Raw genomic sequence first — 13767 nt, 5'->3', positions numbered from 1 at the left:
GACCAGGAGCGGCGCCATGGACTTCGGACTCGTCCTGCAGACAGACCCCCCGGCCTCCCGCGTCATCGAACTGATGCAACGCGCCGAGGCCAACGGCTTCACCCACGGCTGGACCTTCGACTCGGCCGTCCTGTGGCAGGAACCCTTCGTCATCTACAGCCAGATCCTCGCCAACACCCGGACCCTGACCGTCGGCCCCATGGTCACCAACCCCGGCACCCGCACCTGGGAAGTCACCGCCTCCACCTTCGCCACCCTCAACGACATGTACGGCAACCGCACCGTCTGCGGCATCGGCCGCGGCGACTCCGCCATGCGCGTCGCCGGCCGCAAACCCAACACCCTCGCCCGCATCAGCGACGCCATGAAGGTCATCCGCGCCCTCGCCCGCGGCGACGAAGCCGACCTCGGCGGCACCGTCATCAAGTTCCCCTGGGTCAGGCCCGGCGCCGAACTGCCCGTCTGGATGGCCGCCTACGGCCCCAAGGCCCTCAAAATGACCGGCGAGGAAGCAGACGGCTTCATCCTCCAGCTCGCCGACCTCTACCTCACCGAATACATGGTCAAGACCGTCAAGGACGCCGCCGCCGACGCCGGACGCGACCCCGACGACGTGAAGATCTGCGTCGCCGCCCCCGCCTACATCACCGAGGACGACTCACCCGAGGCACTCGCCCACGCCCGCGACCAATGCCGCTGGTTCGGCGGCATGGTCGGCAACCACGTCGCCGACCTCGTCACCAAGTACGGCGAACACTCCGCCGCCGTCCCCGACGAACTCACCGACTACATCAAGGCCCGCGAAGGCTACGACTACGCTCACCACGGCCGCGCCGACAACCCCGACACCGCGTTCGTCCCGGACGAGATCATCGACCGCTTCTGCCTGATCGGCCCCGCGGAACGGCACATCGAGAAGCTGAACGCACTGCGCGCACTCGGCGTCGACCAGTTCGCGGTGTACGACATGCACGACGCGCAGGAAGCCACCATCGACGCCTACGGCAAGAAGGTCATTCCGGGCGTCAACGGACAGTAATGGAAATCTGTCATCTGTCATCCGTTATCTGACATCTGTCAGTCGTCATCCGTCGACAGTCAGGCCTGATGGCAGGGGCCCTTGAGGCCCAACCCCGTTCGCCCCTTCCCGCCGTCCCGGGAAGGGGTACAGGGCGCTCTCCGCGCACCCCCCGCAGGATGTCCCCGCACGGCCTCTCCTGTCACTCCTCACCGATTGGCCTGCCCATGACAGAGACCGTTCCTCCGGACAGTCCGTCCGGCTCCGGACACGTCACGCTTCCCGACGGCCGCGTGGAGATCGCACCCGACGCTCCCGCGCCGAGCGGACCCTACGCGAACGAGGACCTGCTCCCGGTCCCCGTCGAGAAGCGGACCTGGACCACCTACAATTTTTCCGCGCTCTGGGTCGGCATGGCCCACAACACCGCTTCCTGGACCCTGGCTTCGGGACTGATAGCCGTCGGCATGGACTGGAAGCAGGCCGTCTTCACGATCGCGCTCGCCAACCTGATCGTGCTGGTCCCGATGCTTCTGACCGGGCACGCGGGGCCGAAGTACGGTATCCCGTTCCCGGTCTTCGCCCGCGCCTCCTTCGGGGTTCGCGGGGCGAATCTTCCCGCGGTCGTCCGGGCGTTGGTGGCGTGCGGCTGGTTCGGCATCCAGACCTGGATCGGCGGCGAGGCGATCTACTTCCTCGCCGGCAAGCTCTTCGGTGAGGGGTGGCGCAATGCTTCCCAGGTCGGCGGGCACGCCTGGACGATGTGGCTGTCCTTCGTCCTCTTCTGGGTGCTCCAGCTCGCCATCATCTACCGGGGCATGGAGACCATCCGCCGCTTCGAGAACTGGGCCGCGCCCTTCGTCCTCGTCGGTGCCGGGGTGATGCTCTGGTGGATGAGCAGCAAGGCCGGCGGGTTCGGGCCGTTGCTCGACCAGCCGTCCAAGCTGGGCTGGGGCGGGGACTTCTGGAAGCTGTTCTGGCCGTCGCTGATGGGCATGATCGGGTTCTGGTCGACGCTGTCGCTGAACATCCCGGACTTCACCCGGTACGGGAAGAGCCAGCGGGCGCAGACCTGGGGGCAGGCCCTCGGTCTGCCGACCACGATGACCTTGTTCGCGTTCCTGTCGGTCATGGTGACGTCGGGTTCGCAGGCGGTGTACGGGGAGGCGGTCTGGGATCCGGTGCAGCTGGCCGCGAAGACGGACAACGTGGTGGGGCTGCTGTTCGCGCTGGTCACCGTGCTGGTGGCGACGCTGTCGGTGAACATCGCGGCGAACCTGGTCTCTCCGGCGTTCGACTTCTCCAACATCGCGCCGCGGAGGATCAGTTTCCGGATGGGGGCGCTCGCCACGTGTGTCCTCGGGGTGCTGATCTTCCCGTGGAAGCTGTACGCGGATCCGCAGGGTTACATCTTCACGTGGCTGGGGCTGGTGGGGGGTCTGCTGGGGACGGTCGCGGGCATCCTCATCGCGGACTACTGGATCCTGCGCCGGACCAGGCTGGATCTCGCGGACCTGTACCGCGCGGGTGGCCGTTACTGGTACGACGGCGGCTGGAACTGGCGTGCCGTGGTGGCGTTCCTGACCGGCGGTGTCCTCGCGGTGGGCGGGGCCGACTTCCATCCGCTGGTCGACGGCCGTCCGATCGGGGCGCTGAAGTCGCTGGCCGACTACGGCTGGGCGGTCGGGCTCGGTACGTCGATGGTGCTGTATCTGGCGCTGATGCTGCTGCGGGGGAAGGGTCGGGCGGCGGCCGTCTGAGTGTGGCGGACCGGGAGGGCGGTCAGGCTTTCTGGCCGCCCTTCAGTGTGTTCACCGCGTCCTTGGCCGCCTTGATGGCGCCCTTGTTGATCTCGTCGGTGCCGGGTGCCTTCTTCGTCTCGAAGTCGCTGCCGTTGTAGGTGATGACGACCAGGGCGTTGGACACCTGGGCGATCACGACGCCTTCGCGGGTCTGCTGCTTGTCCTCGGTGGTGAGGTTGACGACGGAGTAGGCGGAGTCGCCGAGGCCGGGGACGGCTCCGCCGCCGCTCTTGTCGGAGACGCGGTCCTTGTAGGCCTTCGCGGCGGCGGCGTCGGAGGTCTTGATCTCGTACGAGACGTCGAGCCAGCGGTAGTCGAAGTCCTTCAGGGCGTTCCATGAGCAGGTGCGGCGCAGGGACTTGTCGGTCGACGCGATCTCCTGGCCGGCGGTCTTGGCTCCGGGGACGAGGGTCTTGATCGAGGCGACGGGGATGCCGGCGCAGGGGGCGGGGGAGGCGGTGTACGTCTTCGTGGCGGTGGCCGCGGTCGAGGGTGCCGATGCCGTGCCGGTGGGGTTGTCCTGCGTCGGGTTGTGCTCGGCGGTGGGGGTCGCGGTGAAGGGGTCCGCGGCCAGGGCCCAGCCCGCGGCGGCGAGCACGGCGACGGGCAGCAGACGCGCGGTGAGCGCGAGCGGCAGAGGCAGAGAACGCAAGGCGCACTTCTCGTGGGGGACGGTGCGGAGGTCGTGGTCCGCACGGCGGACGGGACGCCAGTGTCACACGAGTCCCTGTGGTGGGGAAGTGCCAACTCGCTCCGTGCTCGTGTGGTGACAGCGGCCGTGGTGCGAGGGCCCGTTGGGGGACGCAGTGGGACACTCCGCCCTTTTCGGCGTCTTGGGTGGGTGGGGTGCGGGATCGTGTCGCGGGTGGGTGGCGGGCATGCCTCTGTGTCCCTCAACTGGGCTTGTGTGTAAGGGAGTCGGGTCGCGGAGGCCTCGTGGTGGGTCGGAGGGGGTCCGTCCGGAGGGGGCGCGTGTCATGATCGGCCGATGATCGCGATACGTGCGAGGGGCGGGTGGGTGCGGCCGGTCGTCGCGGCCTGTGTGGTGATGACGGTCACGAGCGGGTGCGGGCTGTCCGCCGAGCTGGACCGTGAGCGTGACCCGGCGCGTACGGCGGTTCCGAGCGCGGTCGGGACCGACGGGTCGGGGGCGCTGCGGATCGAGCCGCCCGAGCTCCCGTCGTCCGTGCCGTCGCCGTCGACGTCGTCTTCTCCGTCACGTGTGGTGCCCGGGCAGCAGGGCGGTGGGTGTCCCGCGTCTGGGCTGCGGTTCGGGACGGGTCCGGTGGACGCGGCGATGGGGCTGCGGGGCATGACGCTCACCCTCACCAACTGCGGGAAACGGTCGTACGCGGTCGACGGCTACCCGGATGTCGTGGCGGTCCTCGGCCCCGAGGGCACGCGGGTCGGCGGTGTGCGTGCGGTGGCGGGGACGGACCAGGTGCCGATGGCACCTCCGGATCCGGGGCCGAAGGCGTTCGTGCTGCGGCCGGGTGAGCGTGCCCGGGCGGGTCTGTACTGGCGGATGGCGGCCGAGGAGGGCTCGTATCTGCGGATGGCTCCGCGCAAGGGGCAGGCGGCCGTCACGCTGCCGTTGCCGGACCCGCTGGACATCGGTCCGCGGAACACGCTGGGCGCGACGGCGTGGGTGCCGGCGGGCTGATCGTGCTCCTGCCGCCCGCTCCGCTGTCCGGGTGCGGGCAAGTGTCATAGTCGGAGCCGAGGTTGATCGCTCCGTACAGCGAGGTGGCAGGCATGTTCACGACCCGACCGACGCTTCAGGGCACCTTCGGCATGGTGTCCTCCACGCACTGGCTCGCCTCGCAGTCCGCGATGGCGGTCCTGGAGGACGGTGGCAACGCGTTCGACGCCGCGGTCGCGGCCGGTTTCGTCCTGCACGTGGTGGAGCCCCATCTGAACGGTCCGGCGGGTGAGGTCCCGATCGTCCTGGCTCCGGCGGGCGGTCCGGTGCGGGTGCTGTGCGGGCAGGGTGTGGCGCCCGCCGGGGCGTCGGTCGCCCACTACCGGGGGCTGGGCCTGGATCTCGTGCCGGGGACGGGTCCGCTCGCCGCCGCGGTGCCGGGTGCGTTCGATGCGTGGATGGTGCTGCTGCGCGACCACGGCACGAGGACGCTCGCGGACGTCCTGAAGTACGCCATCGGGTACGCCGAGGACGGTCACGTGCCCGTGGAGCGGGTCGGCGAGACGGTGGAGACCGTGCGCGAGCTGTTCGAGACGGAGTGGACGTCGTCGGCGGAGGTGTATCTGCCGGGTGGCCGGGCGCCGCGTCCGGGCGAGCTGTTCCGCAATCCGGCGCTGGCGGGGACGTGGCGGCGGCTGCTGGCCGAGGTCGCCGGTGCCGGTGGCAGGGAGGCGGAGATCGAGGCGGCGCGGGAGGTGTGGCGTTCCGGGTTCGTCGCGCGGGCGCTGGTCCGGCAGGCGGAGCGGCCCACCGTGGACACCAGCGGTGAGCGGCACGTGGGTACGTTGACGGCCGCCGACCTGGCCGGCTGGTCGGCGACGTACGAGGAGCCGGTGACGTACGAGTGGCGGGGCTGGACGTTGTGCAAGGCGGGCCCGTGGAGTCAGGGGCCCGTCCTGTTGCAGCAGTTGGCGCTGCTCCCGGCGGAACTGCCGGCGTACGGTTCGGCGGCGTACGTGCATCTGCTGGTGGAGGGCTGCAAGCTGGCGATGGCCGACCGGGAGGCCTGGTACGGGGACGCGGCGGGGGTGCCGTTGGACGATCTGCTGTCGGAGTCGTACAACGCGGCGCGGCGGGCGCTGGTCGGTGAGAAGGCGTCGTTCGAGCTGCGGCCGGGCGGGCCGGGTGGCCGGGAGCCGGTGATGAGCGGGCACGCGCGCGTGGTGGCCTCGGGGGCGGGCGGTTTCGACGCGCGGGGGGTGCCGGGCGCGGGGGAGCCGACCGTGGCGCGGGCGGCGGCCGAGCCCGAGGTGACGGCGGACGGGGGCACCCGGGGCGACACCTGTCATCTGGATGTCGTGGACCGGTGGGGCAACATGGTCGCGGCGACGCCGAGCGGCGGCTGGCTGCAGTCCAATCCGGTGGTTCCGGAGCTGGGTTTCCCGCTCGGTACGCGGCTCCAGATGGCGTGGCTGGAGGAGGGTCTGCCGAACGCGCTGACTCCGGGGCGGCGGCCGCGTACGACGTTGACGCCGTCGCTGGCGTTGCGTGACGGGGTGCCGGTGATGGCGTTCGGTACGCCGGGCGGTGATCAGCAGGATCAGTGGCAGACGCATTTCTTCCTGTCGGTGGCGTTGCGTCCGCGGGTGCGGGGCGGGCTGGACCTGCAGGGTGCGATCGATGCCCCGAACTGGCACAACGACAGTTTTCCGGGCTCTTTCTTTCCGCGGGGTATGCGTCCGGGCAGTCTGACGGTGGAGTCGCGCATGGAGGAGGCGGTGGTGGAGGAGCTGCGTCGGCGGGGCCATGACGTGACGGTCGCCGGGGCGTGGACGGAGGGGCGGCTGTGCGCGGTGGCCCGGGATCCGGAGACGGGTGTGCTGTCGGCGGCGGCCAACGCGCGCGGGATGCAGGGGTACGCGGTCGGCCGGTGATCGTCCGGCACCGGGAGTTCATGGTGATTCCACCCCGAGTACCCGGGAGGGGTGGGGATTGTCAGTGGCGCGTGCTGTGATGGAGCCATGATCGAAGACATCGAAACCATCGACGAGTTTCTCGCGCACCGCACGTCCGACGTGGAAGAAGTGATCCGGCAGGCGGCCGCCGCGGAGATCATGCCCCGGTTCCGGCAGCTCGCCGCGCACGAGATCGACCAGAAGTCCGGCCCGCACGACCTGGTGACGGACGCGGACCGCAAGGCCGAGGAGTTCCTGACCGAGGCGTTGACCGCGCTGCTGCCCGGCTCGGTGGTGGTCGGCGAGGAGGCGGTGCACGCCGACCCCGCCAGCTACGGGGCGATCGGGGGCACGGCGCCGGTGTGGATCGTCGACCCGGTCGACGGCACCCGGCAGTTCGTGCACGGCGACTCCGGTTTCTGCACCCTGGTGGCGCTCGTGCTGGACGGCGTGGTGCACGCGTCGTGGACGTTCGCACCGGCGCGGGAGGAGTTCGCCACCGCGATTCGGGGGAGGGGCGCCGTTCTGGACGGTGTGCCCCTGCGTTCGGGTTCGCCCGAGCCGGGCCGTGACCTCGACATAGCGATGTCGCACCCGGACTACACGACGGACGACCAGAAGCGTGCTCTGCTCGGGCTGCGTTCCGAGGGGGTCGTCGCGCGCCCGTGCGGTTCGGCGGGTCTGGAGTATCTGGCGGTCGCCCGCGGCGAGTTGGATGCCACCGCGTTCTCGTGGGAGGCGGCCTGGGACCACGCCGCGGGGCTGCTGCTGGTGGAGGAGGCGGGTGGCGCGCACCGGACGCTCGGCGGCGAGCCGTTCCGCGTGACCGGGGGGAACGCGCTGCCGTTCACGGCCGCCCGGGACGAGGCCACGGCGCGTCGGGTGGTGGCGTTGCTGGAGCCGCGGTCCGAGCAGGTGGCCGCCGGGGCCTGAGCGGTCGGCGGGGTGCCGGGTCCGTCGCCCGGAGGGACCGGGTCCGGTTCCGTCCGGGTGGTGGCGTGCGGCCTGCCGGTGCCTGTACGGGGGCGCTCCCGGTGACCCGGGCCGTCCGGGGCGTCAGTCCACCGGCATATCCTGAACCTCAGTGGCCGTCGGCTGACGAAGGAGTCCGAAGGTGCCGTCGATGCTCGATGCGGTCGTGGTGGGTGCGGGGCCGAACGGACTGACGGCTGCCGTGGAGCTGGCCCGCCGGGGGTTCTCCGTCGCCGTGTTCGAGGCGCGGGGCACGGTGGGCGGGGGAGCGCGTACCGAGGAGCTGACGCTGCCCGGTTTCCTGCACGACCCGTGTTCGGCGGCGCATCCGCTGGGGGTCAACTCGCCGGCGTTCCGCGCGATGCCGCTGGAGCGGTACGGCTTGGAGTGGCTGCACGCGGAGCTGCCCATGGCGCATCCGTTCCTCGACGGGTCGGCGGCGGTGCTGGCGCGGTCGGTGGCGGAGACGGCCGCGTCGTTCGGGCCTCGTGACGCGGGCGCGTACCGCAGGCTTGTGACGCCGTTCCTGTCGAAGTGGGACACCCTGGCGCACGACTTCATGTCATTGCCGCTGACGTCGCTGCCCCGGGATCCGGTCACGCTTGCCCGGTTCGGGCTGGCCGGGCTGCCGCCGTCGACGTGGCTGATGCGCCGTTTCCGCGACGAGCGGGCCCAGGCGCTGTTCGCGGGGCTGGTGGCGCATGTGATCGCCCCGCTCGGGGGGATCGGCACGGGCGCGGTGGGCCTGGTCTTCGCGCTGGCCGCGCACGCCCGGGGCTGGCCGGTGGCCCGCGGCGGTTCGCAGTCGGTGTCGGACGCGCTCACCGCCTATCTGCTGGATCTCGGCGGCACCGTCCACACGGACTACGAGGTGAAGCGGCTGGACGATCTGCCGCCCGCGCGCGCGTACGTCTTCGACACCTCGCCGACGGCGCTGGCCCGTATCGCCGGGTTCGGGCGCTACTACGAGGGTTACCGGTACGGGGCGGGTGTCTTCAAGGTGGACTACGCGCTGGACGGGCCGGTGCCGTGGACCGCACGGGAGGCCCGGTCGGCCGGCACGGTGCAGGTGGGGGCGAGCAGGGCGGAGATCGGTACGGCGTTGCGGGCGGCTTCGCGCGAGGGCCGGGCTCCGGACGCGCCGTTCCTGATCACCGTGCAGCCGAGTGTGGTGGACCCCTCCCGGGCTCCCGAGGGCAAGCAGGTGTTCTGGGCGTACGGTCATGTTCCGAACGGCTGGACCGGCGACCTCACGGACGCGATCGAGCGGCAGTTGGAGCGGTTCGCGCCGGGTTTCCGTGACCGGGTTCTGGCCCGTGCGACGGCCGGACCGCCCGAGCTCGCGGCGCGTGACGCCAACTATGTGGGCGGTGACATCGCGTGCGGTGCCGCCTCCGGGCTCCAGTTGCTGCTGCGGCCCAGGCTGTCCGCGTTCCCGTACCGCACTCCGCATCCGGCCGTGTTCCTGTGTTCCTCGGCCACGCCGCCGGGTCCGGGGGTGCACGGCATGTCGGGGCACAACGCGGCGAAGGCCGTGTGGAGGAGGCTGAGGCAGGGATGACCACGATCACGCTGGTCAAGGGCGACATCACCCGGCAGAGTGCCGACGCCGTGGTCAACGCGGCGAACTCCTCGCTGCTGGGCGGCGGGGGCGTCGACGGGGCGATCCACCGGCGGGGCGGCCCCGCGATCCTCGCCGACTGCCGCAGGCTCCGCGCCGGCCACTACGGCAAGGGCCTCGCCACCGGCCGGGCGGTCGCCACCACGGCGGGCGACCTGGACGCCCGCTGGGTGATCCACACCGTCGGCCCGCGCTACGCCCGGGACGAGGACCGTTCGGAGCTGTTGGCGTCCTGCTACCGGGAGTCGCTGCGGGTCGCCGACGAACTGGGCGCCCGCACGGTCGCCTTCCCCGCCGTCTCCGCGGGTATCTACGGCTGGCCGATGGACGACGCGGCCCGGATCGCGGTGGAGACGGTGCGCGCCACGAGGACCGATGTCGAGGAGGTCCGTTTCGTGCTGTTCGACGAGTCCGCCTACGACGCGTTCGAGGCGCGGATCTGAACCAATGGGTCCGTCGGCCCCGGGAGTCGGACGGCGGGAAGGGCCGTCGGGGAAGGGCCGTCGGGCCGTGGTCACAGGGGCAGTTCGAGGACCAGCGGGCGGTGGTCGGAGACCTCGGTCGGCGGTGTGGCCACGCCGGTGGCCGCGTCCGGCGCGATCCCGTTCGCGAGGACGTGGTCGAACTGGACGAGGGGGCGGTGCGCCGGATAGGTCGGCGTGCGGGCCAGGTCGTGCCAGGCGCGCGACAGCCCCGGAGAGGCGTCCGGTGTCCGCCGGAGCTCCGTGCGGCCTTTGCGCGCGGGGGAGTTGAGGACGGCTCTCGGGAGGACGCCGGTCAGGTTGAGGTCGCCGAGCAGTATCCGGGGGCCGGGCAGGTCGGCCGTCCAGGCGCGGACGTCGAGCAACTGCCGGACGTTCCAGCCCGGGACGAACGACAGATGCAGTGCCACGACGGTGAACGGGCCGCGGCTGCCCTCCAGTACGGCGGCCAGCGCGGCCCGCGGCTGGTCCCAGGACACGGTGAGTCCGCGCCGCCCCGGTGTCCGCAGCGGCATGGGCACCGGTGCGGGTGCCAGCCGGCGTGCTCTCCAGTGCCGTACGGGCAGCCGGGACAGCAGGGCGATGCCGTGCGAGGGAACGCCGTCGTCCGCCCCCGCCCCGGGGCCGGTCCGGTCGGGGCCGTACACGTGGAGCGGCCGCTCGTGCGGTTCGGGTGTCTGTCCGCCGGTCGGTGCCGGACCGGTGGTGAACGCGGACGCGTAGCGCCAGTACGGTGCCCCGGCGCCCTCGGCGGCGGCCCGCGCCTGGTCCACCCGGCCCGATCGTTCCTGGAGGCGCTCCAGTTCCTGAAGGGCCAGCACGTCCGCGTCCAGGGAGGCGACGGCTCGCACCAGTGGCGCGTCGGGCCCGCATCCTGGCGGGAGGGCGACGGGCCGCCCGTCGCGCATCGGCCGGCCGTGCAGCACGTTGAACGTCGCGAACCGCACCCGGCCGGCACGCGCCCGGCCGCGGGGATCCGCCTCGGAGGCTGTCATGGGCGCGACCGTATCGGGCGGGCGGCGGGAGCGGTGGGCCGATCCCGCGGACGGTCACGCGCGCGTCGGCCCAGGACGTCCGTCGCCCCGCAGGAGGGCCCGCAGTGCCTGCTCCTCCTGAGGGCTGAGGGCGGTCACGAAGTGCTGGAGCGCGGCGATCGGGTCGGGCCCGCGGTCGAGGGCCTCGCGCATGGCCGCGGCGGTCAGCTCCGCCGCGTCCTTGGCGGGCCGGTACGCGCCGCGCCGGCCGTCCACGTCACGCAGCACCAGACCCTTGTCGTACAGACGCTTGAGGATCGTGTGGACCGTGTTGTAGGCGAGACCGCCCGCGATCTCGGCCTGGATCTCGGCGGGGGTGAGCGCGTCCTCGGTGGCCCACAGGGCGGCGAGCACTTCGCTCTCCAGCATGCCCGCGCTGCGCCGCTGCGCCCTTCTGTCGGGGCCTGTCCCAGCCATGCCCCTCACCTTACAGCGCGTAGGGGTGCCCGAAACGGCCCCGGATCAGGGGTCGGCCGCCGCGTCCGTGCGGCCCCGCGCGGCGGCGCGACGCGACGCTAGCCCGGTTGCCCGTCCCACCCGGCGTCTTGTGCCGGTGCGAGATAGCTTGTCGCATATTTCCCCGACTCTTACCTTGCCCGGATGGAGCACGGAGCGGCCGAACCCTACGGTTTGTAGGGCTGAAGGGAGGACGATGCTCAAGACGCCCAACGTCCCGCTGCTCGGTGCCCGGCGCAACGGACCGACCGCCGCCCCCGCCGTCCGAACGCTCCGCCGTCCCGCGGGAACAGGCCTCCTCGCCCTTGTCGCGGTCGCCTTCACCCTCGCCCAACTCGCCCTCGTGGCACCGGCGATGGGCCTCGGCTGGGACGAGACGGTCTACGTCAGCCAGGTCTCCGGGCACGCCCCGGCGGCCTTCTTCAGCGCCCCGCGCGCCCGCGGCGTCTCCGTCCTGGTGGCGCCGATCGCCACCTGGTCGTCGTCGACCGTGCTGCTGCGGGTGTACCTCGCCGTCCTCTCGGGACTCGCCCTGTTCGTGGCGCTGCGCGTCTGGCGCGCCCTGTTCCCGGCGCGGGTGCTCGCCGCGGCGGGCGCCCTGTTCGCGACGCTGTGGGTGACGCTCTTCTACGGGCCGCAGGCCATGCCCAACTACTGGGTCGCCGTCGGCGCGCTGGCCTGCGTCGGCTGCTTCCTGCGGGCGGCCGCGGACCGCACGGACCGGGCCGCCCTGTGGGGCATCGGACTGAGCGCCACGCTGATGACGTTGATGCGGCCCACCGACGCCGTCTGGGCGACCCTGCCCCTCCTCGTCGCCGCCGTGGCGCTTCCCCGGTGGCGGCGCGCACGGCCCCTCGCGGTGCTTGTCGCGGGCCTGCTCGCCGGTGGCGCCGAGTGGATCGCCGAGGCGTACGCCTTCTACGGCGGCCTGGGGCAGCGGCTCGACGACGCCTCCCGCATCCAGGGCGGCCTCGGCTGGAACATCGCGATCCTCGACCAGGCCCGCAGCCTCGGCGGACGGGCCCTGTGCCGGCCCTGCACCGGCGGACTGCCCAGCCCCACGACGACGCTGTGGTGGTTCGCCCTGCCGCTCGCCGCCGCCCTGGCCCTCGTGATCGCCGTCCGCGCCCGCCGCCCGGCGGCCACCGTGCTGCTCGTGGCCTGCGCCGGGACCGCCGCCCTGCCGTACCTCTTCATGATCGGCTACGCCGCCCCGCGCTTCCTGCTCCCCGCGTACGCCCTCCTCGCGATCCCCGTCGCCGACGCCGTCGTCCACCTCGTCGCCGCCCCCGGCAGGTCATGGCGTCCGGTGACCGTGACGCTCGTGGCCCTCGGCCTCGCCGCTCACCTGGCCGTCCAGTTCGCGGTCCTGCAGACCACCGTGCGGCGCACCACCGAGGCGCACCGGGGCTGGGCCGCGACGGCGGCCGAACTCCACCGCCTCGGCGTGCGCCCGCCCTGCCGGCTGACCGGCCACCAGGCCATCCCCGTCGCCTTCTACACCCGCTGCTCCGCCCTCGCGTCCGCCGGGCACAACGCGAACGCCACCGAGCGGGGCCTCGCACGGGCCGCCCGCTCGCTGCCGTTCGCCGTGGTCACCAAGCCGGGGAACCGGCCGCCCGCGTACGCCCGCGACTGGACCCCGCACCGCGCCGGCGGCCTGGACGTCTACGTGTCCCCCCTGACCGGGAGCCGCGCGCCATGACCGGTCCGCCCGGCGTGCCGTCGACGTCCCCGTCGCGCGGGGACGGCGACGGCATGCCGGCGGCCACGTATCGACGTGATGTCGCGTACCGGCGGGCGGCCGTGGCGGGCGGGGAGCCGTCGACGGCGCTGCCGGGGCCGGGGCCCCGGCTGCGCGGACGGATCTCCTGGCATGCCGGGTTCTCGCTGGTCGTGCTCGTGTGCGCGGCCTACCTCGCCCACCGGCACTGGCCCGTGGTGGTGTCCGGTGCCGCCCGGCTCGCGGGCGCCGACCGGGGCTGGCTGCTCGTGGCGACCGCCGCGGCCGGCGCGACCTGGGCCTCCTCGGCCCTCGCCCAACAGGGCGCGACCACGGTGCCGTTACCCGCGGGCCGGCTCGTCGCGGTGCAGTTCGCCGCGGCCTCCGCGAACCACGTCCTGCCCTCCGGACTCGGCGCGAGCGCCGTCAACCTGCGCTTCCTGACCCGCTGCGGCCTGCCCGTCCCCCAGGCCGCGACCGCGCTCGCCGTGAAGGCCGGTGCCGGAGCCGTCGCGCGGAGCTGTCTGATCGCCGGCCTCGCCCTGGCCTGCCCCGGCGCGCTGCGGATCCCGCGGGCGCCGGCGACCGCGTGGACGGTGGCGGCCTGCGCGGCGGCCGTCGTGGTGGCCGCCGTCGCCGTGGTGCTCCTGGCCGGACCGCTGCGGCGCGCCGTGCGCCGCGTCCTGCTCGACGTGCGCGCCGTCCACGAGGTGCCCGCCCGGGCGGCCGCCCTGTGGGGCGGCGCCCTCGGCTCCGCCGCGCTGCACTCCGCCGTCGTCGTCGCCGTCACCCAGGCCATCGGCCTGCCCCTGCCGCCCGCGCGGGTGGCGCTCGCCTTCCTCGCCGCGAGCAGCGCCGCCGTCCTGCTGCCCACCCCCGGCGTCCTCGGCTCCCTCGACGCCGCGCTCGCCCTCGCCCTCACCCTCGCGGGCGCGCCCGTCGGCGCGGCGGCGTCCACGGTGCTCGGCTACCGGCTGCTGACCAGCTGGCTTCCCCTCGTCCCGGGGCTGGTGACGCTGGGGATCCTGGTCCGGCGCCGGGTCCTGTGAGCGGGACACCCCC

At 72.9% G+C, this 13767-nt stretch carries 13 protein-coding genes; 9 read left to right on the top strand and 4 right to left on the bottom strand.

The genetic code is table 11. The features are described 5' to 3' along the window. The first annotated feature begins 16 nt into the window (after positions 1-16). Positions 17-1039: a TIGR03842 family LLM class F420-dependent oxidoreductase gene (locus tag OG406_RS09595; protein ID WP_266851580.1), complete on the top strand. Its 1023-nt coding sequence runs from the start codon at positions 17-19 to the stop codon at positions 1037-1039. Positions 1040-1245: 206 nt separating this feature from the next. Next, the gene (locus OG406_RS09590) at positions 1246-2778 is read left to right on the top strand and encodes an NCS1 family nucleobase:cation symporter-1 (RefSeq protein ID WP_329185274.1); all 1533 of its coding nucleotides are present in this window, start codon (positions 1246-1248) and stop codon (positions 2776-2778) included. Positions 2779-2800: 22 nt separating this feature from the next. Here OG406_RS09590 and OG406_RS09585 read toward each other — a convergent pair whose 3' ends face one another. Together OG406_RS09585 and OG406_RS09580 are read right to left on the bottom strand one after the other, a co-directional pair. Next, positions 2801-3472: a hypothetical protein gene (locus OG406_RS09585; RefSeq protein WP_267048902.1), complete on the bottom strand. Its 672-nt coding sequence runs from the start codon at positions 3470-3472 to the stop codon at positions 2801-2803. A gap of 323 nt (positions 3473-3795) precedes the next feature. Beyond that, positions 3796-4134, bottom strand: coding sequence for a hypothetical protein (locus OG406_RS09580; protein ID WP_267050112.1), 339 nt, complete (start codon positions 4132-4134; stop codon positions 3796-3798). Between OG406_RS09580 and OG406_RS09575 the strand changes: the two genes are divergently transcribed. From OG406_RS09575 to OG406_RS09555, 5 genes are all read left to right on the top strand, one after another. Further along, a complete protein-coding gene (locus OG406_RS09575) occupies positions 4118-4483 on the top strand; it encodes a DUF4232 domain-containing protein (protein ID WP_329190717.1) in 366 nt (121 codons plus the stop codon). The two genes, OG406_RS09580 and OG406_RS09575, sit on opposite strands and share 17 nt — an antisense overlap. Before the next feature lie 92 nt (positions 4484-4575). Then, entirely contained in the window at positions 4576-6396 is a 1821-nt protein-coding gene (locus OG406_RS09570; RefSeq protein ID WP_329185272.1) for a gamma-glutamyltransferase family protein, read from the top strand. Between the two features lie 87 nt (positions 6397-6483). Continuing rightward, a complete protein-coding gene (locus OG406_RS09565) occupies positions 6484-7350 on the top strand; it encodes an inositol monophosphatase family protein (RefSeq protein ID WP_267048904.1) in 867 nt (288 codons plus the stop codon). Between the two features lie 190 nt (positions 7351-7540). After that, complete coding sequence (locus tag OG406_RS09560; RefSeq protein WP_329185269.1) at positions 7541-8950, top strand: phytoene desaturase family protein; 1410 nt, start codon at positions 7541-7543, stop codon at positions 8948-8950. Continuing rightward, positions 8947-9453 (top strand): O-acetyl-ADP-ribose deacetylase, encoded by a 507-nt coding sequence (locus tag OG406_RS09555; protein ID WP_164370388.1) that lies wholly within the window; start codon positions 8947-8949, stop codon positions 9451-9453. The genes OG406_RS09560 and OG406_RS09555 overlap by 4 nt, the downstream gene beginning before the upstream one ends. A 71-nt stretch (positions 9454-9524) precedes the next feature. Here OG406_RS09555 and OG406_RS09550 read toward each other — a convergent pair whose 3' ends face one another. Together OG406_RS09550 and OG406_RS09545 are read right to left on the bottom strand one after the other, a co-directional pair. Next, positions 9525-10487, bottom strand: coding sequence for an endonuclease/exonuclease/phosphatase family protein (locus tag OG406_RS09550; RefSeq protein ID WP_327408600.1), 963 nt, complete (start codon positions 10485-10487; stop codon positions 9525-9527). A gap of 54 nt (positions 10488-10541) precedes the next feature. Beyond that, on the bottom strand, positions 10542-10943 hold the full coding sequence (locus OG406_RS09545) for a BlaI/MecI/CopY family transcriptional regulator (protein ID WP_164370389.1): 402 nt from the start codon (positions 10941-10943) through the stop codon (positions 10542-10544). A gap of 235 nt (positions 10944-11178) precedes the next feature. Here OG406_RS09545 and OG406_RS09540 point away from each other — a divergent pair, with 235 nt between their 5' ends. Together OG406_RS09540 and OG406_RS09535 are read left to right on the top strand one after the other, a co-directional pair. Continuing rightward, positions 11179-12687 (top strand): hypothetical protein, encoded by a 1509-nt coding sequence (locus OG406_RS09540; RefSeq protein ID WP_329185266.1) that lies wholly within the window; start codon positions 11179-11181, stop codon positions 12685-12687. Further along, complete coding sequence (locus OG406_RS09535) at positions 12684-13754, top strand: lysylphosphatidylglycerol synthase domain-containing protein (RefSeq protein WP_329185265.1); 1071 nt, start codon at positions 12684-12686, stop codon at positions 13752-13754. The genes OG406_RS09540 and OG406_RS09535 overlap by 4 nt, the downstream gene beginning before the upstream one ends. Positions 13755-13767 lie beyond the last annotated feature (13 nt).

This window comes from Streptomyces sp. NBC_01428, from assembly GCF_036231965.1.
Lineage (GTDB): Bacteria > Actinomycetota > Actinomycetes > Streptomycetales > Streptomycetaceae > Streptomyces.
This window is presented reverse-complemented; position numbering and strand designations above follow the sequence as displayed.